This window comes from Ancylobacter sp. VNQ12, assembly GCF_049445835.1.
GTDB lineage: Bacteria > Pseudomonadota > Alphaproteobacteria > Rhizobiales > Xanthobacteraceae > Ancylobacter.
Genome location: NZ_JBMSDU010000011.1, coordinates 39,045 through 61,157, shown reverse-complemented (window position 1 = coordinate 61,157; position 22,113 = coordinate 39,045). Strand labels below are relative to the sequence as shown.

At 67.8% G+C, this 22,113-nt stretch carries 22 protein-coding genes; 17 read left to right on the top strand and 5 right to left on the bottom strand.

Annotated elements, in window-relative coordinates; translation table 11 throughout:
* Positions 1 to 190: 190 nt before the first annotated feature.
* The 12 genes from ACO2RV_RS15390 (at position 191) to ACO2RV_RS15335 (ending at position 13,498) form a co-directional block, all read left to right on the top strand.
* Positions 191 to 685, top strand: coding sequence for an RNA polymerase sigma factor (locus ACO2RV_RS15390; RefSeq protein WP_423294499.1), 495 nt, complete (start codon positions 191 to 193; stop codon positions 683 to 685).
* Between the two features lie 58 nt (positions 686 to 743).
* Entirely contained in the window at positions 744 to 1,733 is a 990-nt protein-coding gene (locus ACO2RV_RS15385) for a FecR family protein (RefSeq protein ID WP_423294497.1), read from the top strand.
* Between the two features lie 109 nt (positions 1,734 to 1,842).
* Positions 1,843 to 4,290 carry a TonB-dependent siderophore receptor gene (locus ACO2RV_RS15380; protein ID WP_423294495.1) on the top strand — a complete coding sequence of 816 codons (2,448 nt, stop codon included), beginning with the start codon at positions 1,843 to 1,845 and terminating at the stop codon, positions 4,288 to 4,290.
* Between the two features lie 5 nt (positions 4,291 to 4,295).
* Positions 4,296 to 5,201 (top strand): ABC transporter substrate-binding protein, encoded by a 906-nt coding sequence (locus ACO2RV_RS15375; protein ID WP_423294493.1) that lies wholly within the window; start codon positions 4,296 to 4,298, stop codon positions 5,199 to 5,201.
* Positions 5,194 to 7,218: a Fe(3+)-hydroxamate ABC transporter permease FhuB gene (fhuB, locus tag ACO2RV_RS15370; RefSeq protein WP_423294491.1), complete on the top strand. Its 2,025-nt coding sequence runs from the start codon at positions 5,194 to 5,196 to the stop codon at positions 7,216 to 7,218. The genes ACO2RV_RS15375 and fhuB overlap by 8 nt, the downstream gene beginning before the upstream one ends.
* Complete coding sequence (locus tag ACO2RV_RS15365; RefSeq protein ID WP_423294489.1) at positions 7,215 to 8,069, top strand: alpha/beta hydrolase; 855 nt, start codon at positions 7,215 to 7,217, stop codon at positions 8,067 to 8,069. Before fhuB ends, ACO2RV_RS15365 begins: the two co-directional genes overlap by 4 nt.
* The gene (locus ACO2RV_RS15360; RefSeq protein WP_423294487.1) at positions 8,069 to 8,854 is read left to right on the top strand and encodes an ATP-binding cassette domain-containing protein; all 786 of its coding nucleotides are present in this window, start codon (positions 8,069 to 8,071) and stop codon (positions 8,852 to 8,854) included. The genes ACO2RV_RS15365 and ACO2RV_RS15360 overlap by 1 nt, the downstream gene beginning before the upstream one ends.
* Positions 8,855 to 9,333: 479 nt before the next feature.
* Positions 9,334 to 10,911: a cytochrome ubiquinol oxidase subunit I gene (locus tag ACO2RV_RS15355; RefSeq protein WP_423294485.1), complete on the top strand. Its 1,578-nt coding sequence runs from the start codon at positions 9,334 to 9,336 to the stop codon at positions 10,909 to 10,911.
* 4 nt (positions 10,912 to 10,915) lie between these two features.
* Positions 10,916 to 12,073, top strand: a complete 1,158-nt coding sequence (cydB, locus tag ACO2RV_RS15350) for a cytochrome d ubiquinol oxidase subunit II (RefSeq protein ID WP_423294483.1) — start codon at positions 10,916 to 10,918, stop codon at positions 12,071 to 12,073.
* A 15-nt stretch (positions 12,074 to 12,088) separates the two neighbouring features.
* Positions 12,089 to 12,229 (top strand): cytochrome bd-I oxidase subunit CydX, encoded by a 141-nt coding sequence (gene cydX, locus ACO2RV_RS15345; protein WP_423294481.1) that lies wholly within the window; start codon positions 12,089 to 12,091, stop codon positions 12,227 to 12,229.
* Positions 12,230 to 12,359: 130 nt separating this feature from the next.
* On the top strand, positions 12,360 to 12,701 hold the full coding sequence (locus ACO2RV_RS15340; protein WP_423294479.1) for a hypothetical protein: 342 nt from the start codon (positions 12,360 to 12,362) through the stop codon (positions 12,699 to 12,701).
* A gap of 164 nt (positions 12,702 to 12,865) precedes the next feature.
* Positions 12,866 to 13,498: an SH3 domain-containing protein gene (locus ACO2RV_RS15335; protein WP_423294477.1), complete on the top strand. Its 633-nt coding sequence runs from the start codon at positions 12,866 to 12,868 to the stop codon at positions 13,496 to 13,498.
* A gap of 87 nt (positions 13,499 to 13,585) precedes the next feature.
* On the opposite strand, the gene ACO2RV_RS15330 is transcribed toward ACO2RV_RS15335, so the two are convergent.
* From ACO2RV_RS15330 to ACO2RV_RS15320, 3 genes are all read right to left on the bottom strand, one after another.
* On the bottom strand, positions 13,586 to 14,173 hold the full coding sequence (locus ACO2RV_RS15330; protein WP_423294475.1) for a hypothetical protein: 588 nt from the start codon (positions 14,171 to 14,173) through the stop codon (positions 13,586 to 13,588).
* 95 nt (positions 14,174 to 14,268) lie between these two features.
* Positions 14,269 to 15,585, bottom strand: a complete 1,317-nt coding sequence (locus ACO2RV_RS15325) for an ATP-binding protein (protein ID WP_423294473.1) — start codon at positions 15,583 to 15,585, stop codon at positions 14,269 to 14,271.
* 14 nt (positions 15,586 to 15,599) lie between these two features.
* The gene (locus tag ACO2RV_RS15320; RefSeq protein WP_423294471.1) at positions 15,600 to 16,316 is read right to left on the bottom strand and encodes a response regulator; all 717 of its coding nucleotides are present in this window, start codon (positions 16,314 to 16,316) and stop codon (positions 15,600 to 15,602) included.
* A gap of 269 nt (positions 16,317 to 16,585) precedes the next feature.
* On the opposite strand from ACO2RV_RS15320, the gene ACO2RV_RS15315 reads away from it, so the two are divergent.
* Genes ACO2RV_RS15315 through ACO2RV_RS15300 form a run of 4 tightly spaced genes read left to right on the top strand, consistent with a single transcriptional unit; the run spans position 16,586 to position 19,913 of the window.
* Positions 16,586 to 16,843, top strand: coding sequence for a cysteine rich repeat-containing protein (locus tag ACO2RV_RS15315; RefSeq protein ID WP_423294469.1), 258 nt, complete (start codon positions 16,586 to 16,588; stop codon positions 16,841 to 16,843).
* 21 nt (positions 16,844 to 16,864) lie between these two features.
* Entirely contained in the window at positions 16,865 to 18,064 is a 1,200-nt protein-coding gene (locus tag ACO2RV_RS15310) for an efflux RND transporter periplasmic adaptor subunit (protein ID WP_423294467.1), read from the top strand.
* Positions 18,061 to 19,221 (top strand): ABC transporter permease, encoded by a 1,161-nt coding sequence (locus tag ACO2RV_RS15305; RefSeq protein WP_423294465.1) that lies wholly within the window; start codon positions 18,061 to 18,063, stop codon positions 19,219 to 19,221. Before ACO2RV_RS15310 ends, ACO2RV_RS15305 begins: the two co-directional genes overlap by 4 nt.
* Positions 19,218 to 19,913 carry an ABC transporter ATP-binding protein gene (locus tag ACO2RV_RS15300; RefSeq protein ID WP_423294463.1) on the top strand — a complete coding sequence of 232 codons (696 nt, stop codon included), beginning with the start codon at positions 19,218 to 19,220 and terminating at the stop codon, positions 19,911 to 19,913. Before ACO2RV_RS15305 ends, ACO2RV_RS15300 begins: the two co-directional genes overlap by 4 nt.
* A 26-nt stretch (positions 19,914 to 19,939) precedes the next feature.
* On the opposite strand, the gene ACO2RV_RS15295 is transcribed toward ACO2RV_RS15300, so the two are convergent.
* Both ACO2RV_RS15295 and ACO2RV_RS15290 read right to left on the bottom strand, forming a co-directional pair.
* Positions 19,940 to 20,353 carry an ArsR/SmtB family transcription factor gene (locus ACO2RV_RS15295; RefSeq protein ID WP_423294461.1) on the bottom strand — a complete coding sequence of 138 codons (414 nt, stop codon included), beginning with the start codon at positions 20,351 to 20,353 and terminating at the stop codon, positions 19,940 to 19,942.
* A 5-nt stretch (positions 20,354 to 20,358) separates the two neighbouring features.
* A complete protein-coding gene (locus ACO2RV_RS15290; RefSeq protein WP_423294459.1) occupies positions 20,359 to 21,012 on the bottom strand; it encodes a peroxiredoxin in 654 nt (217 codons plus the stop codon).
* Between the two features lie 101 nt (positions 21,013 to 21,113).
* Between ACO2RV_RS15290 and ACO2RV_RS15285 the strand changes: the two genes are divergently transcribed.
* A complete protein-coding gene (locus ACO2RV_RS15285) occupies positions 21,114 to 22,037 on the top strand; it encodes an MBL fold metallo-hydrolase (RefSeq protein ID WP_423294457.1) in 924 nt (307 codons plus the stop codon).
* The last annotated feature ends 76 nt before the right edge of the window (positions 22,038 to 22,113 follow it).

The following is a 22,113-nucleotide window of genomic DNA, read 5'->3' as shown; positions in this document are numbered from 1 at the left end:
TTGTCCCCTGGTCGTCAGCAAAGGCGGCCCTTGCGCCGAGCCATTATTTAAGAATCTTTCCAATAAACGCTGCGTACGGCCGAATCTTGTAATCTCTACAATCTTTCGCCGCCGGTCTTACTTGCGGCGTGACCTCTGTGCTAACAGGCGATCTACACGGTTTTGTGATCTGATCACGGGTGTCTCGCTGATGCAGCCAGACCTGTCGCTTGTCTTTACCGCTCACGGGTCCGAGCTCCGGCGTTATCTGCATCGCCGGGTTCGGGACCGCCATGTAGCGAGCGATCTCGTGCAGGACACATTCGTGAACCTTCTCGAGCGACCGGATAGCCGCATCAACGATATCCGCGCCTATGTCTATACCGTCGCCCGCAACCTGCTGCTCAACCACCTCAAGCAGGAAGCGCGCCGACGCACGGATCCAATGCCGCCGGAAGCGTTCGGCGACATAGCTGCGGACCAGCCCTCGCCGGAGGAGGCGGTGGATGCCCGCCAGCAACTGGAGCGCGTCTACGCGATGGTGCAGGAGCTTCCGCGCCGTACGCAGGAGATTTTCGTCCTCAACCGCATCGACGGCCTGACCCATGCGCAGGTCGCACAGCGTCTGGGCCTGTCGGAGAGCACCGTGCAGAAACATCTGGCCATGGCCATCGCCCATATGACGCGGCGCATGCGAGCCCGCTGAGCGGTATGATTACGGCTTTGCGGCGCTCGGTTGTCGTATAGAGCGGGCGCGGCGATTCATGGAACGAGCAGTGGGCAAGGGCGAGCAGAGCGCGCAGGACATCGAGCAGCGCGCCGCCGAATGGGTGGCGCGTCTCGACGGCTCGCCACTCGGCGAGGCCGAGAAAGCCAATTTGCGCAGCTGGCTGGCGCAGGACCCGGAGCACCGCGCTGCCTTCGACGAGGCAAGTGCCACATGGCGCGAGCTGGCGCTGCTGCGTCACGATCCCGGCCCCTTGCGCAAGGTTGCGTCTCCGCGCCGGACGGCGACGCGGCGCGCCATGGGTATCGGTGCGCTGGTCGGTCTCGCATTGCTGGCCGCCAGCGGCGCGCGCTTCTGGCTCGGCGACCCCTGGCTCTTCGCCGCTGCCGACTATCGCACCGCGCCAGGCGAACTGCGCAGCGTTCAGCTGCCGGATGGCAGCACGGTCGAGCTTGGCCCATCCAGTGCCATCGCGCTCGATTTCAGCGATCGCGAGCGCCGCGTGAGGCTGTTGGCCGGCGAGGTATTCTTTGCCGTGTCGCCGCGTGCCGGAACGGAGACGCGCCCCTTCATCGCCGAGGCGGCCGGCGGCACGACCACGGCGCTCGGCACGCAGTTCGTGATCGAGATGGCCGGCGAAGGGGCGGATGTGCTTGCTGTCGAGCATCAGGTCGAGGTCGCGCTGGACGTCGATGGCCGGCGGCCGGCGGTGGTGCTCTCGCCGGGGCAGGAGGTACGCTACCGCACCGGGCTCGGCGTCGGGCGGGTCCGCACGCGCGACCTGACGGCGGCGACGGCGTGGCGGCGCGGGCTGCTGGTGTTCGACGATACCTCCCTCGAACACGTCGTGGAGACGCTGAACCGCTACCGGCGTGGCCGCATCGTCATTCTCGACGGCGCGCTGGCCCAGCGCCGGGTGAGCGGGGTTTTTCCAACCAGCGATCTCGGCGATGCCATCGAGACCATTACCAGCGAGCTGGGCGTGCGTGCTCGCTCGGTTTATCCATTGATCACAGTGCTTTACTGATTTTCTGCGGCGCCGCGGAATTATTTTTACGGTCTTCGGCCGCTGAGTTGTCTTCCTCTCTGCAGGCAGCGCGCATCTCGCGCGATCGGCCGGGAAGGAAGATGGGTCCATGACGTCTGAGGTGAACATCGGCGCGCGGCGACTGCGGCGGCACTATCTTGGCGGCGCGGCGGGTAGCGTCCTTGCGCTCGGGCTGCTGGCCGCCGGTCTCGGCACCTTGATGATGCTCGCCGACGCCCAGGCGCAGCAGGCGGCAAGTGTCGCGCCGGCGCGGATCGCTTTCGATATTCCGGCCCAGGACCTCAACAGCGCCATCCTCGCCTTCGCCCAGAAGGCTGGGATAAGGGTGTTCTTCGATACCGCGAAGTTCGGCGGGCGCCGTTCCTCCATGGTCGTGGGCACGATGAGCGCGCCGGAAGGGCTGGACGCGCTGCTGCGGGGCACCGGGTTGAGCTACCGCTTCACCGCGCCGAACCGCGTCACCATCGTCGACCCGGCCGCCTCCAGCACGGTCGGCGGGACCACCGTCGGGATCGAGCTCGAAACCATCGACGTTCAGGGCGAGGGCGACGGCACGGTCGGCTATGTCGCGACCCGCAGCACGGCGGGCACCAAGACCGATACGCCGCTGATCGAGGTTCCCCAGTCCGTCTCGGTCGTCACCCGCGAGGAACTGAACGACCGCAATGTCCAGACGCTGACCGACGCGGTGGCCTATACGCCCGGCGTGCGCACCGGGCAGAGCGGCTACGACCCGCGTTATGACGCCTTCTCCATCCGCGGCTTTGACGTCACCTATAACGGCATCTACCGCGACGGGCTGCGCCTGCCGGGTGCCAATATGTCGATCTTCAAGGTCGAGCCCTACGGCGTCGAGAGCGTCACCGTTCTTCGCGGGCCGAGTTCGGCGCTGTACGGACTTGGCTCGCCCGGCGGCCTCGTCGACATCACTTCCAAGCGCCCGACCGAGCAAGCCTTCGGCGAGGTCGAGGTGCAGGGCGGCAATTACGACTGGTGGCAGGGCCAGTTCGATATTGGCGGCCCGCTCGACAAGGACGGCACCTGGCTCTATCGCCTGACCGGTGTGCTGCGCGATGCCGACTCGCCGAACGTCTATAATGGCGGCACCAACGACATGACGTTCATCGCTCCAGCGCTGACCTGGAAGCCGAACGAAGATACCCGCATCACCTTCCTCGGCGAGTACCAGAAGTCCGAGACGCCCGCGTCTCTGCCTTATTTCGGCTGGACCGGCGCGGGCGGTGAGGCATTCAGCAAGAACTTCGGCGACTATAACGCGCTGAACCAGGAACAGTACCGGATCGGCTATCTCGCCGAGCACGACATCGACGACATCTTCACCGTCCGCCAGAAGCTGCGTTATGGCAGCGCCAATACCTCGGTGCGCTATACCGGCGTCACCTCGATCGACGAGGCCACCAACATTGCCAGCCGCTATACCGGCTTCGTGCACGACTATCTGGACTCCTTCGTCGTCGACAATCAGGTGGAGGCGAATTTCGCGACCGGTGCCGTGCAGCACAAGCTGCTGGTCGGGCTCGACTATTCCTATCTCGCGCTGAGTGGCGGCATCGGCTATGGCACCGCTGCCGACTATGACCTGAACACGGGGCAGCCGCTCGGCTCCACCGAGGATCCCGAGCTGAACGCCGCCAGATATCGTCAGCGGCAGAACCAGGTCGGCCTCTACATCCAGGAGCAGGCGGAGTTCGACCGGTTCATCCTGACGCTCAGCGGTCGGCAGGACTGGGTCGACACCGACGACATCGACCTGCTGGCCGATACTGCCGAGAACATCGACGACAGCGAGTTCACCTACCGCGCCGGGCTCACCTATGTGTTCGACAACGGTATTGCGCCCTATGTGAGCTATTCGACCTCGTTCGCGCCCAATCTCGGCGTCGACATCAACGGCGACGCCTTCTCCCCGACGACGGCCAAGCAGATCGAAGCCGGCGTGAAGTACCAGCCCGTGGGCTTCGACGGCTTCTTCACCGCCTCGGTGTTCCAGATCGACCAGAACAACGGTCTCGTCACCGACGACGACAACCCGCTGTTTCAGGTGCAGACCGGCGAGGTGCGCGCCCGCGGCTTCGAACTGGAGGCGGTCGCCAATCTCGGTGCCGGCTTGAAGGTTCGCGGTTCCTACACCTATCTCGACATGGTCAATGTCGCCGGCAGCGCCGATACGGTCGGCCTCGTGCCCTCGGGCCAGCCGGAGAACAGTTTTGCGTTCTGGGCGGACTATCAGTTCCAGCCCGGCTCGAAGCTGGTCGGTCTCGGGATCGGCGCCGGCGTACGCTACACCGGCGCCACCTGGGGCGACTCGCTCAACACCTTCCAGAACGACGCCTACACGCTGCTCGACGCCAAGCTGAGCTACGACTTCAGCTATCTCGCTCCGAATCTCAAGGGCTGGAGTTTCCAGGTCAACGCGCAGAACCTGCTCGACGAGGAATACACCACCTGCGACGCCGGCTACTGCTATCTCGGCGCGCCGCGCACCGTCATCGCCGGGCTGAAGTACCGCTGGTGAGACCGGTGACGCCGCTTTCCCGCCGGGCCGTCGTGCTCGGCGGGCTGGGCGTTTCCGCGCTCGCGGTTCGCAGCGCGCGCGGCGCCGCGCCGGCGGATGCTGCGCCGCGCATCGTCTCGATGGATTTCGGCCTCGCCGAGACGCTGATCGAGATGGGGCTGCCGCCCATCGCGCTTCCCAACCCCGCCAGCTGGACGCAGTGGGTGGTCGAGCCGGCGCTGCCGCCCGGCATCGTCGATCTCGGCACCGATCGCGAACCGAATCTCGAACTCCTCGCGGCGCTGAAGCCGGATCTCATCGTCACCACGCCCTATCTCGCGGGCATCCGGGCGCTGCTCGAAGGTTTCGCGCCCACGCGGACCTTCTCGGTCTACGCGCCGCCGCCCGGCCACGTCTATGACCGCAGCATTGCCGCTACCCGCGCTCTCGCCGCCGCCATCGGCGAGGCAGAGGCCGGCGAAGCGCTGATCGCCCGCACGGCTGCCACCATGGCGCAGTGCCGCCAGCTGTTCGCGGAGGCGGGGCTGAACCGCCGGCCGCAGATCGTGGTGAACTTCCTCGATACCCGCCATGTCCGCGTCTACGGCGCCGGCAGCCTGTTCGGCGACGTGATGGAGCGCTGCGGCCTTGAAAATGGTTGGACGGCGCCGAGTAACTACTGGGGCTTCAACACGGTCGGCATCGAAGCGCTGGCGGCGAGCCCGGCCAGCCGACTGCTCTATCTCGAGCCGATTTCCGCCGACACGCTCGATACGCTGGCCCTGAGTCCGCTGTGGAACAGCCTGCCTTTCGTGCGCGCCGGGCGAGTGCATCGCCTGCCGGCGGTGCTGATGTTCGGCATGCTGCCTTCGGCCATGCGCTTCGCCCGCCAGCTGGCCGTGGCGCTCACCAATGAGCGCATCGATGGCTGACACCACGACCTTCCCACCACCCTCCGGCATGCGCCGACGCCTTGGGCCCGGCATGCTCATGGTTCTGCTCGGTGCGGCCGCTATCGCCGCGACCATCGGCAATCTGCTGACGCGACTGCCGGCGGGCGAATGGTGGGCGGCGCTCACGGCACCGGATACGGATCATCCGGCGCAATTGCTGCTGGCGTACAGCTTTGCGCCGCGCCTCGCAGTCAGCCTGCTTGCCGGCGCGGCATTGGGCCTCGCCGGCGCGCTGCTCCAGCAGGTGCTGCGCAATCCCATCGCCTCGCCGACCACGCTGGGCATCGAATCCGGTGCCAATCTCGCTTTGGCCGTGGCGCTCATCTGGATGCCGGGACTCCTGGCTTTGGGCCGGGAATGGGTGGCGCTTGGCGGTGGCGGGCTTGCCATCGGCGCCGTGCTGCTTTTGTCCGGACGCAGCGGCTTCGCGCCGCTGGTGGTGATCCTCGCCGGCATGGTGACGAGCCTCTATTGCGCCGCGCTCGCCGCACTCATCGGGCTGTTCAACAGCCATTACCTCGCCGGCCTGTTCCTGTGGGGCGCCGGCTCGCTGAGCCAGCAGGACTGGTCGGAGCCGGCCTTCCTCGCCCCGCGCCTCGCCCTCGCCGGGCTGGCCGCCGGCTTCCTTGTCCGGCCGCTGACCCTGCTCGGCCTCGACGATGCCAGCGCCCGCAGCCTCGGCCTGTCGCTGGTCGCCGCACGCCTCGGTGCGCTGGCGGTGGCGATCGCGCTCACCGGCTTCGTGGTGGCGTCGGTCGGCTGCATCGGCTTCGTCGGTCTCGCCGCGCCGGCCTTCGCGCGCATCACTGGCGCGCGGCGCGTCGGCACCCGGCTCGCCGTGTCGAGCCTGGTAGGTGCGGGCCTGCTCTGGGCCACCGATCAGGGCGTGCAGCTGGCGGCTGGCGCCTTTGACGACATGCTGCCGACCGGCGCCGTCACCGCCCTGTTCGGCGCGCCGCTGCTGCTCTGGATGGTGCCGCGCCTGCGCCTGCCGCCGCACACGGTGGCAGGGCTGTCGGCCGGCGGCGGGCGCGGCGTGGCGCGGCCGATCCCCGTGCTCGCGCTGCTTCTCGTTCTGCTGGTGGCGCTGGTCGTCGTCTCGAGCAGCTTCGGCCCCGGCCTCGAGGGCTGGTCCTTCGCGGGACCGGGCGACGCGACATCGGTCTGGGCGCTGCGCCTGCCGCGCGCGCTGGCGGCGCTGGCCGGCGGGGCGATGCTGGCGGTCGCCGGCGGTGTTCTCCAGCGCATGACCGGCAACCCGATGGCGAGCCCGGAGGTGATGGGGGTGAGCGCGGGTGCGGCCTGCGGCCTCGCCGCCGCGCTGTTCCTCATCGACGATGTCGGCCGGACGCAGCAACTGGCGGCGGCTTCGCTCGGTGCGCTGCTGGCGCTTCTCGTCATACTGGCGCTCGGCCGGACCTCGCGCGGCACGCCGGAGCGGGTGATCCTCGTCGGCATCGCCGTCGGCGCGCTGCTCGACGCGCTGGTCAGCCTGCTGATGGCAAGCGGCGATCCGCGCGCGGTGCTGCTGTTCAACTGGATGACCGGCTCGACCTATGGCCTCGGCTATGAGGCCGCCGCCGCCAGCCTTGCGGTAGCCATGCTGCTCCTCGCCTTGCTGCCGCTGCTGGCGCGCTGGCTCGACATATTGCCGCTCGGCGATGCGGCGATCCGTGCGCTCGGCGTGCCGCCCGCGTTCAGCCGGGCGCTGCTGCTGGTGTTCGCCGCCACGGCAACCGCCATGGCGACGCTGCTGGTCGGGCCGCTGTCCTTCGCCGGGCTGATCGCGCCGCATCTGGCGCGCCTCATCGGCCTGCGCCGGCCCTTGCCGGAACTCGGCGGGGCGGCGCTGCTCGGCGGGCTGATCATGGTGGCGGCGGATTTCGCCGGCCGCACCATCGCCTTTCCCTGGCAATTGCCGGCCGGCCTCGTCGCCTCGATGATCGGCGCGCCGGCCTTTCTCTGGCTTCTCTCCCGAAAGCGCACGGCGTCATGATCCCGGCCACCATCCCCGACACCCACATCTTCGACATCGCGCCCAAGGCGGGCGGCGCACCCTGGCGGATCTTCCTCTATCGTCCGCCGGGCGAGCCGCCGGCCGGGGGCTGGCCGGTGCTGTATTATCTCGACGCCAATGCGGTCGCCGGCACGGCGGCGGACATCATGCGGGTGCAGGCGGCCTGGCCGCTCGGCACCGGCATCGAATGGGGCGTGATGGTCGGCATCGGCTATCCCGTCGATGGCGCTTATGACAGCGTGCGCCGCTCCTGGGACATGGGGCCGCCACCGGGGAAGACCTATCCGCCGCACACGCCCGACGGTCCCGACGTACGCACCGGCGGCGCCGACGAGTTTCTCGCCTTCATCGAGGACGAGCTGAAGCCGGAGATCGCCCGCCGCGTCGCCATCGACAGCGCGCGCCAGGCGATCCTCGGCCATTCCTTCGGCGGGCTGTTCGTGCTGCACGCGCTGTTCCGCCGGCCGCTGGCGTTCTCCCGCTGGATCGCGGCAAGCCCGGCCATCTGGTGGGAAGGGGCCGGCATCGTCGACGCCGCCGAGAGCTTCATCACCGAGGCGGGCGAACGCAGCGGCCGGGTGCTGCTCATTGCCGGGGAGTACGAGCAGGCGCTCGCTCCGTTCCAGATCGGGGCCGAGGACGAGGAGAAGCGGCGCGCCGGCTTCGAGGAAAGCCGCATCGTCGACAATACCAGGCTGATGGCCGAGCGCCTCGCTTTGGTGCCCGGGCTGCGCGCTGACTATTTGCCGCTGCCGGGGGAGACGCACATGTCGGTGCTGCCGACCGCGCTCAACCTCGCCATACGCCATGCCTTCGGCCGGGAGGGATAATGCCGGCCGAGGACACCCCGCTCTTCGCGCTCGACGCCGTCCGCTTCGATGTGGACGGACGGACATTGCTGCACCCGATCGACCTCCGCGTGCCGGCGGCACGCCTCATCGGGCTGATCGGCCATAATGGCTCGGGCAAGTCGACGTTGCTGAAGCTGCTGGCCCGGCAGCAATCGGCGAGCGGGGGCGAACTACGCTATGCCGGCCGCCCTCTGGCGCAGTGGGGCAGCCGCGAATTCGCCCGCCGCGTCGCCTATCTGCCGCAGAACCCGCCGCCCACTGGCGGCCTCACGGTGCGCGAACTGGTCCGGCTCGGCCGCTATCCCTGGCACGGGGCGCTCGGACGCTTCAGCGCGATGGACCGGGAGAAGGTCGACGAGGCGATCGAGCTGGCCCATCTCGCTCCCTTCGCCGAGCGGCTGGTCGATACGCTGTCCGGTGGCGAGCGCCAGCGCGCCTGGCTCGGCATGCTGGTGGCACAGGATCCCCACACGCTGCTGCTCGACGAGCCGATCTCGGCGCTCGACATTGCGCACCAGATCGAGGTGCTGGCGCTGGTCCGCCGGCTCAGCCGCGCCAAGGGCCTCGGCGTCATCGTCGTGCTGCATGACGTCAACATGGCCGCCCGCTTCTGCGACGAGATGCTGGCGCTGCATTCCGGGCGCCTCATCGCCCGCGGCACCCCCGCCGAGATCATGAATGCCGATACGCTGCGAGCGATCTATGGCATCTCGATGGAGGTCATCCGGCGCGCCAATGACGCTTCGGTGGGCTTGCCGCTGTAGGCCCGTTCAAGCGCGCCATATCGGCGCAGGCGCTTGGCTGGCTGGCCGGGTGGAACCAGGCCGTCGGCGAAACGCGCTCGAATCCTGGCTCCCTGCAAATCCCGGCCCCGGACAATTTGTCCCGCTTCGAACCGAACGTCTAAGGGCTCCTGCGGATGGGCCACGGTCGGCGGATGGAATACATCTCGGGCAAGAGTTTTAGAGGCTGTTGAAGCTTCCGCTGCGACATGCGCCGCTTTCGCGCCGGTCTGCAAGGAACACGCACCGTGAACCTGCCGCCACTCATCCCGTCCTTCGCATTGCCTCTTGGCCTGCCGGCGGGAAGCCGGGCGGACGACCGGCACCCCCGCCTCACCGGATTTTTGCAAGCATACGTCCCATCCGCAGCCTTCCGATAGAGCTGCTGCCGTGACCTGTACCCGCGCCGTGCCCGTACGGTGCGCCTCTACCAGGAGACCGGACCCAACCGGAATCGCACAATGGAACTCGACGTCGTTGACCTATCGCGCCTGCAATTTGCAATGACGGCGCTCTACCACTTCCTGTTTGTGCCGCTGACGCTGGGCCTGTCCGTGCTGCTCGCGGTCATGGAGACGGTCTATGTCATGACCGGCCGGCGCATATGGCGCCAGATGACCAAGTTCTGGGGCACTCTCTTCGGCATCAATTTCGTGCTCGGTGTCTCCACCGGCATCGTCATGGAATTCCAGTTCGGCATGAACTGGAGCTATTACAGCCACTATGTCGGCGACATCTTCGGCGCGCCCCTCGCCATCGAAGGGCTGACGGCGTTCTTCCTCGAGGCCACCTTCGTCGGCCTGTTCTTCTTCGGCTGGGACCGGCTTTCCAAGGTCGGGCACCTCATCGCCACCTGGGCGGTGGCGCTCGGCTCCAACCTGTCGGCGCTGTGGATTCTCATCGCCAATGGCTGGATGCAGAACCCGACCGGCTCCGCCTTCAATCCGCAGACCATGCGGATGGAGATCACCGATTTCTTTGCCGTGCTCACCAATCCGGTGGCGCAGGCCAAGTTCGTGCACACGGTTTCCGCCGGCTATGTCACCGCCTCGATCTTCGTGCTCGGCATCTCGGCCTGGTACGTGCTGAAGGGACGCCATATCGAGATCGCGAAGCGCTCGATGACGGTCGCCGCCTCGTTCGGCCTTGCGGCCTCGCTGTCGGTGGTCGTGCTCGGCGACGAGAGCGGCTATCTCACCACCGAACACCAGAAGATGAAGCTCGCCGCCATCGAGGCGATGTGGGAGACCGAGCCGGCGCCGGCCGCCTTCACCTTGATCGGCCTGCCGAGCCAGGAGAGCCGCGAGACGCACTACGCCGTGCGGATTCCTTGGGCGCTCGGCCTCATCGCCACCCGCTCGCTCGACACCGTGGTGCCGGGTATCAATGAACTGGTCGGGCAGGCGGAGGAGAAGATCCGCAGCGGCGTCATCGCCTTCGATGCCTTGCAGAAGATCCGCGCGGCGGGCAGCACGGCGGCGATCCCCGAGGACGTCAAGAACAGCTTCGAGGAACATGGCGCCGATCTCGGCTATGCGCTGCTGCTCAAGCGCCATGTCGACGACCCCCGCACGGCCACGCCGGAGCAGGTCGCGGCGGCTGCGTGGGACACCGTGCCGAGCGTGCCGACGCTGTTCTGGTCCTTCCGCGTCATGGTGGGCCTCGGCTTCTTCTTCATCCTCCTGACCAGCCTGTTCTTCTACCTCTCGGCCCGCCGCATGCTGGACCGCTACCGCCCGCTGCTTTGGCTCGCGGTGCTGGCGATCCCGCTGCCGTGGATCGCGGCGGAACTGGGCTGGGTGGTCGCCGAATTCGGCCGCCAGCCCTGGATCATCGAGGGCGTGCTGCCCACAGCCGCCGCCGTTTCCGATCTCGGTGCGGCGACCGTCCTCATGACCATCGTGGGCTTCGCTGCGATCTACACCGTGCTGATCGTCATCGAGATGACCCTGATGATCCGCGCCATCCGCAAGGGTCCGGAACCGGACAATGATCCAGAGGCCGAGCTGATCCCGGCCCACCTCGTGGCCGGGGAGTAAATCCATGATCCTTCACACGCTCATCGACTACGACACCCTCCGCGTCATCTGGTGGCTGCTGCTCGGCGTCCTGCTGATCGGCTTTGCCGTGATGGACGGCTTCGACCTCGGCACCGACATCCTGCTGCCCTTCGTCGCCAGGAGCGACATTGAGCGGCGCGTGGTGATCAATGCCATCGGCCCGGTCTGGGAAGGCAACCAGGTGTGGCTCATCCTCGGCGGCGGCGCGATCTTTGCCGCCTGGCCGCCGCTCTATGCGGTCTCGTTCTCCGGCTTCTACCTCGCCATGTTCGCGATCCTGTTCGCGCTCATCCTGCGTCCGGTCGGCTTCAAGTATCGCTCCAAGCGCGACAGCCGGGCCTGGCGCGCCGGCTGGGACTGGGCGCTGTTCATCGGCGGGCTCGTGCCGGCGCTGGTGATGGGCGTCGCGGTCGGCAACGTGCTCCAGGGCGTGCCGTTCCACCTGAACAACGACCTGCGCATCTTCTATGACGGCACCACGCTGTTCGAGCTGCTCAATCCTTTCGGCCTGCTTGCCGGCGTGCTTTCGGTTGCCATGCTCACCATGCACGGAGCCGGCTGGCTGGTGCTGAAGACCAATGGCGAAGTGGCGGCCCGCGCCCGCACCCTGGGCAGCCTCGCGGCGCTCATCACCGTCGTGTTGTTCGTGCTCGGCGGAGTGTGGCTGTGGCTCGGCATCGAGGGCTATCGCATCATCAGCGCGGTGGCCGTGGCGGGCCCGTCCAATCCGCTCGCCAAGACGGTCGAAGTCGCGTCCGGTGCCTGGTTCGCGAACTACGCCGCCCATCCCTGGATGATGGCCGGGCCGGTGCTGGGGCTGCTCGGCGCACTGGCGAGTTTCGCGCTGCTGCGTTCGAAGGCGGAGATCGGCGCGCTGCTGGCGAGCACGGTGTCGATCTTCGGCATCATCTCGACGGTCGGGCTCTCCATGTTCCCGTTCATCCTCCCGTCCTCCATCGATCCGCGCTCCAGCCTGACGGTGTGGGACGCTTCCTCGAGCCACCTCACCCTGTTCATCATGCTGGTGGTGACCATCATCTTCCTGCCGATCATCGTCGCCTACACGACGTGGGTCTACAGCGTGCTGTGGGGCAAGGTGGAGCCGCGCGAGATCGAGCGCGACGGCAGCCACGCCTACTGAAAGGGAGCAACCGACATGTGGTACTTCGCCTGGCTCCTCGGCCTGCCGCTGGCTGCCGCCTTCGCCGTGCTCAACGCCATGTGGTACGAGCTGATGGACGATGCCGCGCAAAAGACCGGGACACTGAAAGCGGCGCCGGCTTCAGCGAAGCGTTGACGCGGCACTGACGATGTCGATGAGCGGGTTCCCCGCGCGCACCGCAGGGAACCCGCGCACGTTTGACCGGAGCGGCGCCTTCCGTCACCCTCGGTCGCAGGTCAGCGCTCGCTGAGAGGCGGAGGTCCGTATGCCCCATCTCGTTCGCTTTCTGATGCGCCATGCCTTGATCGGCTTCGCTCTTGCCATCGTGTTCGTCGGCGCGCTGCTGGCGCTGGACGTGGCCCGGCTGGGCTCGCTGATCTGGGTGTCGCCCACGGGTGTCATCGCCGCATTCGTGCTTACCTTCTCGATCGGCGTCACCTTCGCCAGCGTGCAGATGGGGTTCGCGGTGATGCTCCTGTCCGAAACGGACACCGGGCCAAAGAGCGGGCGTGGCAAGCCGAACCGCGCTCCCAGGCCAGCATTCGCCCGGATGCGTTCCGTTCGCGGCAGAAGGTCGGGCACTTCCCGCATGATGGTCCAGCACTGAACGGGCGGCTTCTTCCCCGTTGGCGCTCAACGTCGTCGTTCACAAATTGAAACACGCACGAGAACGTCCCGTGACGTCGCGTCCTTAGCAACGGTGCTTCAGAGGCCTCCTCCTCAAGAGAAGTCATCGCTGCGCGAGGGGGCTGACATCGTGAGGACTGCAGAATGCTCAGAAAGCTCATTCTCGCCGCGGCGCTGATCGTCGCGGGCACGTCGGCGGGCGCCGCCGCGACAGCGGCGATCGCCACGGCGAACGTCAATCTGCGCGCCGGCCCCTCCACATCCTATCCCGCCGTCACGGTCGTGCCGGCCGGCATGACGATCGCCACCTATGGCTGCATAAGCGGTTACAGCTGGTGCGACATCGGCTTCGGGCCGTATCGCGGCTGGGTGGCGGCCAGCTATGTCCAGGTGATCTATCGCGGCTCGCCCGTGGTGCTCACGGCGCCGGTCGCCCCGGTGGTGGGCATCACCGTCGTGTCGTTCAACCGCACCTATTGGGATCGCCACTACAGGACCTATCCCTGGTATGGGCGCTGGGCCGCCTATCCGCCTTACCGCGGTCCCCATGTGACGTCGGCCTATCGCGATGTCACATGCGCCAACGGCTCCTGTACGGCCGTGCGGGGCGCGAACGGCTATTATGGCGGGGCGACCAACCAGGTGCGGACCTGCGCGAATGGCAGCTGCACCGCGACCCGGAACACCGTCGGGCCGCGTGGCGGCACGGCCACGCGCACCCGCAGCTGTACCGCCGGACAGGGGTGCAGCGCGACGCGGAATTTTGGGCGCTGGTAACGTCCCGTTCAAGGGCGATCGGAAAATGGAAAGGCCGGGAGCGTGCTCCCGGCCTTCATTTTGGTCTCCGTTCTTGGAGCCAGGCGTTCAGTGCGACGAGCTCAAATCCGCGCCGTAGCGCCATTCGGCGAGCTCGATGAGACGCTCGACCAGGCGCCGCTGCATCTTCGCGGCCATGTCGAGCTGCTCGGCCGTCAGCTTGGTCTTGAGCGTGGCGATGGCATCCCGCAGCGTCTGCGCCTTGGCTGCGCGCGCCAGGGCGAGGCCGGCGATGTCTTCGGCCAGCGCAAACGCTTCGGCCTGTGCGCGCTTCTCGGGATCGATCCACCGCGCCGCGCCGTCGCCCGTGGGGATGAGGGCGATGAGCGCCGTCGTATAGGCACGCCAGGCATCCAGCTGGTCGGAACGTATTCCGAGGGTGGTCTCCTGCGCCGACAATAGAACGCCGGCAAACAGCCGGACGGCGGCCGGGTCGAGCATCGGCGGAGCAAGGTGGTCGGGGGGAGGCGCCTCACACATATCAGGCTCGCTCTGTTCGGCCGGCTCTTTCAGAAGACCGGCCTGCCCCCAGGCCCGCTGGCTGGCTGCCCCGGCGAGCGCGGCGAGCATGGCGGCGGCCAGCAGGCCGCGCGTGAGGTACTTTGAGGTCGGTCGATCCGTGATCATTCGATTCATGACGTCCATCCTTCGGAGTTGAGGATGGAGCGAGGCTAGGGAGCGAAGGTCTCGCCGGTTGCTCGCGGGCATGACGATTTGTTTCAGCGTGCGCGTCAGCCCGCCGGCAGGCTGACGCGCACGAGCAGCCCGCCTCTCGAACTGTCGCCGAGCACGATCCGCCCGCCATGACGCTCGACGATACGCCGGACGATGGTCAGGCCGAGCCCCGTGCCGCCGCTCTCCCGGCTTCGGGAGTCTTCCAGGCGGTAGAACGGCTCGAAAACCCGCGCGCGCTCCTCGGGAGGAATGCCGGGACCCTCGTCCTCGACGATCAGGACCAGTTCCGATGGCGTGCGCTCGACCCGCACGAAGGCCGCCCCGCCATAGCGCAGGGCGTTCTCCACGAGATTGGCGCAGAGCCGCTGCAGGGCCTTCGGGTCGATCCGAACCGGCATCGGTTCATCGGGCAGATCGAGCCCTATCCGCGCCGCCTGCTGGTGTCCGTCACGATAGATCCGCAGCACGCTGACGAGATCGGCCGATGCGGGGCCGGCAGACGAGAAGGCGTCCTGCGCGAAATCCAGCGTGTCCTCGACGAGCGCCTGCATCGCCTCGACATCGGCGATGGCGCCGGCACGGTGACGGCTTTCCGGGAGCATCTCCACCCGCAGCCGCAAGCGTGTGAGATAGGTGCGCAGGTCATGCGAGATCGCGCCCAGCGTCAGCGTCCGGTTGCGCACCAGCGCGGCGATGCGCTCCTGCATGGCGTTCACCGCGCGGATCAGCGAGCGCAGTTCCGGCGCGCCGCGCTCCGCGACCGGCACGGGATCGATGCGCGCGCCGACCCGGTCGACCTCGTGGGCGAGGCGCGTCAGCGGCTTCATCTCCCGCGCGACCGCGAAAAGCGCGGCGATCGCGACCAGCACGCCGAACAGTCCGGCGAAGAAACCGATCGGCACGCCGAGCACGCGCACCGTCACCCGATCCTCCACGTCGAGCCAGAGATAGCCGCCGGTGGCAAGCCGGACGAAGACGCTGAACCTGTCGCTCCCGCCACCATCCGCACGTTCGTCCAGCCGCACCCGGACCTCGCCGTCGGGAACGCCCCGCGCCTTCAGGGCCAGGAGGATGCTGCGCTCGATCCGGAGCAGGGAGCGCGATTGGTTCACGTCCTCCGGAAGCCCCGGCACGATGGCGGCGGCCCGGCCCGTCTCGGAGAAGGCGTCCAGAATCGCCGGACGAAGCGCGGGCGGAGCCTCGTCGACCAGCCTGACGAGCGCGGCGACCTGACGCGCGAAGCCCGCGGAGGCGTCGCCGATGCGCATGCGCCCGCCGGGGAAGCCGAAATAGAGCGCCAGGGCCGTGAGCTGGATCGCGAACAGCGCTAGCGCGACGATCAACATCACACGCGCAAGCAGACCCAGTCGCACGCGGCGCTCCTCGTTCAGGCGTCGCGCACGTCGGCGGAGAACAGGTAGCCGACATTGCGCACGGTGGTGATGGGCTGCTCATTCTCGGTCAGGCACTGCGCCAGCTTGGCACGCAGGCGAGAGACCGTGACGTCGATGGTGCGGTCGAAGGGATCGGAAGCGCGCCGGCGCGTCCAGTCCAGCAGCTGGTCGCGCGAGAGTACCCGGCCCGGTCGTTCGAGAAAGCAGGTCAGCAGGTCGAACTCCGCCGTGGTGAGGTTGATGCGGCGGCCGTCGGCATCTTCTGCGGTCCGTGCGTCGAGATCGACGACAAGACCGCAAAAGCCGCGGCGTCGACGTTCTGGCAGGCCGGTGGATAATGGACCCGACGAGCGGCGCAGCAGGGCACGGATGCGCGCCAGCAGTTCGCGTGGATTGAACGGCTTGCCGAGATAGTCGTCGGCGCCCATTTCCAGCCCGACGATCCTGTCGATCTCGTCATGCTTGGCTGTCAGCATGAGGATGGGAACGCGCGAGCGCGAACGCAGGCGCCGGCAGATCGACAGCCCGTCCTCACCCGGCAGCATGACATCGAGGATGACGAGATCGGGCATGCCGCGCAGCAGGACGCGCTCCATCATCGCCCCGCTCTCCACCGCCTCGACGCCGTAACCCTCGGCGCCGAGAAAATCGACGAGCAGGCTGCGTATGTCGCGGTCGTCCTCGACCAAGAGAAGTCGTTCCAGGCTCATATCCACGGGATCGCAGCCCTCGCGTCCGCCGGCAAGAGGCAAGGCGGCCATCGACACAAACTGTAACAAAATGCCCGTCTGCGGAGACACCGCCGCAACGTGCGACCGTCATCCTGGCAACGTGGCGTCGTCACCACACCCAAGGCGTGGCGCCACAGGGCGGGATTGGCCTAACCCGCCGACCCCGCGCCATGGAGCCCGCCCGACCGACCGCCCCAACGCGGCGGGCTCCATGGCGATACCCTTCCTGCCAAATCGGAGAAGAATGCATGCATCGCAATCCGGTCATTCGCGGTACCCTCGTCGTCGTGCTGGCCGTATCGGCCAGCGCCGCCTTCGCGCAAAGCCTCACCCGTGCCCAGCAGCAGGCGCTGCGCTCCGCCTGCGGGGCGGACATTCGTGCGGTCTGCGCCGGCATACAGCCCGGTGGCGGCCGGCTTCTCCAGTGCATCCAGGCCAACCCGGACAGGATTTCGCAGGGCTGCAAGGATGTGCTCGCCTCCGTGAAGGCCGCGAAGGCGCAGTGAGCGGCAGACCGGCAGCGCGCGATGAACATTCAGACGGCCATCGACACGCTGCCTCCACTGGTGCCTCCACCGCCCCGAAAGCCCGGGACGCGGCGCCGGAACGCGGCGCTGGTTGCGCTGACCCTGCTGGCCCTTGGCCTGCCCGGCTGGCGCTATGGTTATCCTCATGATGTGCCGTCCGAACGCGTTCGCCCGGGTGCCCTCCTCGTCGAGCTGAAAGGGCCGGGCACATTGACCGCCCTGAACGAGGCGACGGTGAGCAGCCGGATTCAGGCCCGCATCGAGCATCTGCTGGTCGACCGCAACGACGTGGTGTCGAAAGGCGATGTGCTGGCACGGCTCGCCTTCGACGACCTTGCCGGTGAACTCGCGGCCTCCGAGGCCAGCGCCGAGGCGAGCGAGCGGGCCGTCCGCGCCGCCGAGGCCGACCGGGAGAGCGCCGCCGCCGCGCTCGACAAGTCCCGTGCCGCCAATGAGAGACAGCAGGCGCTGTTCACGCGCGGCGTCACCAGCCAGGCGGGGCTGGACGATGCCAGGGCTGCACTGCGCCAGGCCGAGGCCGATGTCACCCACGCCGATCGCTCCGTCGAGAAGGCGGAAGCCGAGCAGGAGGCCGCCCGTGCTCGCATCATGGTGGCACGCACCCAGCTCGGCGACAGCGTGCTCGCGGCGCCGATCGACGGGGTCGTCGTCTCGCGCGCCCATCACATGGGTGACATGCTGACACCCGGCGCGGAGCTGCTCCGTATCGTCGACCCCGCCGACCTCGTACTGACCGCCCGGCTGGATGAAAGCGCCATCGGCTTCGTCCGGCCCGGACAGCCCGCGCAGGTGACGTTCGGCTCCGTTCCCGCGGTTTCCGGCAAGGTACTGCGTTTGGGACGGCAGGTGGATGAGGAGACGCGCGAGTTCGAACTCGACATCGTCCTCGACCGGCTGCCGGAGAACTGGGCACTGGGCCAGCGCGGCACGGCGCGTATCGCGGTCGAGCGGCGCGACGGCGTGCTGACGGTGCCGCAGGCCCTTCTCGCGCGCCGGAAGGGCAAGCCCGGCGTCTGGGTGAGCGAGGGCGGCCGCGCCCGCTGGCGCCCGGTGATTCTCGGTGCGATCGGCGCCGAGCGCGTCGAAATCAGCGGCGGGCTGCGTTCCGGCGAGGTCGCTCTGGCGCCGGCCGGGGTCTATCCGCTGATGCGGGTGAGCCCCGCGGGAGGGCCGCCGTGAATCTGGCCCTCAGGGATGCGCTTCACAGCCCGACCCGCTTCGTGCTGACCGCCTGCGGCGTCGCCCTGCTGATGACGGCCGTCATCGGCATGACCGGCCTTTATCGCGGCGTGGTCGACGATGCGCTGCTGATCATCGAGGGCATCGATGCGGACCTGTGGGTCGTTCAGGGCGAGCGCGCCGGCCCCTTCGCCGAAGGCTCCGCGGTGGCGCGCGACATGGACCGGCGGGTGGAAGGCGTTCCCGGTGTCGCGGATGTGCGTCGCTTCACCCAGTTCAGCCAGCAATTCGTTTTCCAGGGCACGTCAAAGCGGGCAACCGTTACCGGGGTCGACATACCGCGTGACGATGGGCGCTGGATCGAGCTCGTTGCCGGTCGCTGGCTCAATCCCGGTCGGTACGAGGCGGTCGCGGATGCGAGCACGGGGCTCGCCACAGGCGACAATGTGCAATTGGCCCGCGACATGTACACCATCGTCGGCACGACGCGGCACATGGTGGATTCGTCCGGCGACGGGCTGCTCTTTGTCGGCATCAACGACGCGACCACCATCGCCCAGCGCCGCACCTCCGAGGAGATCCACCTTGCCCGCGCCACGCGCGACGATGTCGCCGTATCGGCCGATACGAGCTCTGTCGCGCAGGACAGCAAGATTGCAAGCGTGCTGGTCCGGCTGGAGCCGGCGGCCGATCCGTCCAAGGTCATCGCGGTGATGGAGCGCTGGGGTGACGTGCGGGTGCTGACCACCGCCGAACAGCGCGACCTGATGCTGAACGCCCGGCTCTGGCGGCTGCGGCTGCAGATCCTCGCCTTCACCGGCCTGATCCTCATGATCACCGCCGTCGTGGTCTCGCTCATCATCTACACGATGACCATCGAGAAGCTGCACGAGATCGCCCTGCTCAAGCTGATCGGCGCGCGCGAGAGCGTCGTGGCCGGGATGATCGGCCAGCAGGCGGGGCTGATCGGGATCGCGGGATTTGTGCTGGCGCTCGGTATTTCACAATTCCTCTTTCCGCTGTTTCCTCGCCGGGTGGTGATGCAGCTTTCGGATATGGCCCTGCTCGGCGTGGCGCTGGCGCTCATCTGCGCCGTGGCGGCGTGGATCGGCATAGTGCGCGCCTCCCGCGTGAGCGCCCGCGAGATCCTGTCGTGAGCGACGCCGTACTGTCGGTGCGAAACCTCGCGCGCCACTACGCCGGTCCTGGCGGCATCACTCGCGCGCTCGATGGCGTCTCGCTCGATGTGGGCGCCGGCGAACTGGTGGGCGTCTACGGCCCGAGCGGCTCCGGCAAGAGCACGTTCCTGATGCTCGCCGGCCTGCTGGAGGCGCCGAGCGCCGGCGAAGTGTGGCTCGCCGGCGAACGTGTCTCCTATCCCGGCGCGCAGATGGACCAGCTCCGCGGGCTGCGGCGCCGCCGGATCGGATTCGTCTTCCAGAAGGCCAATCTCATCCCTTTCCTGTCGGCGCTGGAGAATGTCGCGCTCAGCCTTGAGCTGGCGGATGTCGCCCCGGCGGATGCGCTCGCCCATGCGCGGCGCCTGCTGGCGATGGTCGATCTGTCGCATCGTGCCGACAACCTTCCCTCCAAGCTCTCCGGCGGCGAGCAGCAGCGCGTGGCCGTCGCGCGAGCGCTCGCCAACGGCCCGCCGCTGATCCTCGCGGACGAACCGACGGCGGCACTCGACGGCGCGCGCGGCCGGCAGGTGATGGAACTGTTCCGGCGCATCGCCGCCACGCAGAGGGGAGCGGTCGTCGTGGTGTCCCACGATCCGCGGTCGGTCGACCTGTTCGACCGGGTGGTGCAGTTCGAGGACGGGCGTCTCGTCGAGGGACGTCGCCAATAGCGTCCACCAGCGAGGTTCAGGTGGACCTAAAGGTCGCCCGGCTGAAGGATCCTGGCGAAGACGGCGGCGTTCGCGTTGCGGGGCGGCTCGGCGGCCCGCGCCGGGGGCGAGGCGGGCAGGGCAGCGGGCCCGGCTGGTGCGAGAAGCTCGCCCACGCCGCCGAACTGCGCCTCGATGCTGCGCACGCAATGCGCCACCGCCGCGTCGGCGAGGCGATAGAAGACCTGCTTCGACGCCCGCCGCGTCGCCACCAGGCCCGCCCGCCGCAACTCGGCGAGCTGCTGGCTCAGCGCGGGCTGGGCAATGCCGGTGGCGGTGTCGATCTCGCCGACGGTCAGCTCGCCCGACTGGAGGTGCGACAGGATCATCAGCCGCTGCGGCTGGCTGTAGATTCTCAGTTTCTCGACGGCCCGGTCGGCCTCTTCGCGTGTCAGCGGCACGGCGCTCAGACCCCCTTGATGCGCTGGCAGAACCAGTCGCCGGCCGGCTCGCTCAGCGCGGTCTCCTCACTGAGCGGCGAAAGCACGGGATCGCCGGGTTGCCATCCTTCCGGGGTAACCGCATCGCCGGCCTCGACGCGCTTCAGCGCCGCCGCGAGACGCAGCATCTCGTCGGCGGAACGCCCCACTGTCATCGGATACCAGCTCATGGCCCGGATGATGCCGTTCGGGTCGATGAAATAGCTGGCCCGCACGGTGGAGGAGTCCTGCGCCGCCTGGTCGATCATGCCGTAGGCGCGGCCGATGGCCATCGAAGGATCCTCGATGACGGGGAACGGCACGTCGATGCCGAAGGCTTCCCGGATGGCCCTCAGCCAGGCGACATGCGCGAAGAGGCTGTCGACCGACAGACCCAACAGGGCAAAGCCGGCCGCCTCGAACCGCGGCGCCAGTCGGGCAAGGGCGATGAACTCGCTCGTGCACACCGGCGTGAAATCGGCCGGGTGAGAGAAAAACACCAGCCAGCGCCCGCGATAGCTGGCGAGATCGACGGGCCCGCGTGTCGAGCGGGCATGGAACAGCGGCGCGGGATCACCGATCCGCAGCGGACGGTGGGGGGACGGGGCGGTCTCAGTCGCGGAAGTGTGTTCGGCAGCCATGCCGTTCTGATTGCCTTTCCGGTTGCCTTGATGCAATCCGTATTTACATTTACATAAAATCATAAATTATGAAATCAACGCTTTCAGTTTTGGAGGATGCCATGTCGGATACCCCTCTCCAGCACGCCATCGACCAGGTTCACGCCAACAAGGCCGCCGCTGTGAAGCTGGCCGTCAAAGCCTTCTTCGACGAGCCGACGAACACGGCGAGCTATGTGATCCACGATCCCGCGACGAAGCGTGCGGGCGTGGTGGACAGCGTGCTCGACTTCGACGCCGCCTCGGGCCGCACCTCGACCGCTTCGGCGGATGCCATGATCGCCTATGTGCGCGCCGAAGGGCTGACCGTCGACTGGCTGCTGGAAACCCATGCCCATGCCGACCATCTCTCGGCGGCCCCCTACATCCAGCAGAAGCTCGGCGGAAAGCTCGCCATCGGCCGGGAGATCCTCACCGTCCAGTCGGTGTTCGGAAAGATCTTCAATGTCGGTACGGAGTTCGCTCGCGACGGTTCGGAATTCGACCGGCTTTTCGACGATGGCGATACGTTCGCGATCGGCTCGATCCCGGCGATCGTGCTGCATGTGCCCGGCCATACGCCGGCGGACCTGGCCTATGTGATCGGTGACGTCGTCTTCACCGGCGACACCCTGTTCATGCCGGATTTCGGCACGGCACGGGCCGACTTTCCCGGCGGCGACGCCCGGCAGCTCTACCGCTCCATCCACCGCCTGCTGGCGCTGCCGGAAGAGACGCGCCTCTTCCTCTGCCATGACTACAAGGCGCCCGGCCGCGATTCCTATGTCTGGGAGACCACGGTCGGGGCCGAGCGCGCCGGCAATATCCACGTGCGCGACGGCGTCGGGGAGGACGCTTTCGTCGACATGCGCACCAAGCGCGATGCCACGCTCGCCATGCCCAAGCTGATCCTGCCCTCGGTGCAGGTGAACATGCGTGGCGGCCACCTTCCCGAGCCGGAAGAAAACGGCCGGCGCTACCTCAAGCTGCCGCTCGACACTCTCTGAAACACAGAGCCCCGCGTCTTTCCTCGTCCGGGCCACGACCATGGCCCCGGCCGCCGCGACCGGGGCACATCACAAG

Coding starts and splice junctions, on each gene's coding strand:
- cydX (WP_423294481.1), top strand. CDS start 12,089: ATGTGGTACTTCGCCTGGCTCCTCGGCCTGCCGCTGGCTGCCGCCTTC.
- ACO2RV_RS15285 (WP_423294457.1), top strand. CDS start 21,114: ATGTCGGATACCCCTCTCCAGCACGCCATCGACCAGGTTCACGCCAAC.
- ACO2RV_RS15310 (WP_423294467.1), top strand. CDS start 16,865: ATGAACATTCAGACGGCCATCGACACGCTGCCTCCACTGGTGCCTCCA.
- ACO2RV_RS15390 (WP_423294499.1), top strand. CDS start 191: ATGCAGCCAGACCTGTCGCTTGTCTTTACCGCTCACGGGTCCGAGCTC.
- ACO2RV_RS15380 (WP_423294495.1), top strand. CDS start 1,843: ATGACGTCTGAGGTGAACATCGGCGCGCGGCGACTGCGGCGGCACTAT.
- ACO2RV_RS15360 (WP_423294487.1), top strand. CDS start 8,069: ATGCCGGCCGAGGACACCCCGCTCTTCGCGCTCGACGCCGTCCGCTTC.
- cydB (WP_423294483.1), top strand. CDS start 10,916: ATGATCCTTCACACGCTCATCGACTACGACACCCTCCGCGTCATCTGG.
- ACO2RV_RS15315 (WP_423294469.1), top strand. CDS start 16,586: ATGCATCGCAATCCGGTCATTCGCGGTACCCTCGTCGTCGTGCTGGCC.
- ACO2RV_RS15355 (WP_423294485.1), top strand. CDS start 9,334: ATGGAACTCGACGTCGTTGACCTATCGCGCCTGCAATTTGCAATGACG.
- ACO2RV_RS15335 (WP_423294477.1), top strand. CDS start 12,866: ATGCTCAGAAAGCTCATTCTCGCCGCGGCGCTGATCGTCGCGGGCACG.
- ACO2RV_RS15385 (WP_423294497.1), top strand. CDS start 744: ATGGAACGAGCAGTGGGCAAGGGCGAGCAGAGCGCGCAGGACATCGAG.
- ACO2RV_RS15290 (WP_423294459.1), bottom strand. CDS start 21,012: ATGGCTGCCGAACACACTTCCGCGACTGAGACCGCCCCGTCCCCCCAC.
- ACO2RV_RS15330 (WP_423294475.1), bottom strand. CDS start 14,173: ATGAATCGAATGATCACGGATCGACCGACCTCAAAGTACCTCACGCGC.
- fhuB (WP_423294491.1), top strand. CDS start 5,194: ATGGCTGACACCACGACCTTCCCACCACCCTCCGGCATGCGCCGACGC.
- ACO2RV_RS15365 (WP_423294489.1), top strand. CDS start 7,215: ATGATCCCGGCCACCATCCCCGACACCCACATCTTCGACATCGCGCCC.
- ACO2RV_RS15340 (WP_423294479.1), top strand. CDS start 12,360: ATGCCCCATCTCGTTCGCTTTCTGATGCGCCATGCCTTGATCGGCTTC.
- ACO2RV_RS15320 (WP_423294471.1), bottom strand. CDS start 16,316: ATGAGCCTGGAACGACTTCTCTTGGTCGAGGACGACCGCGACATACGC.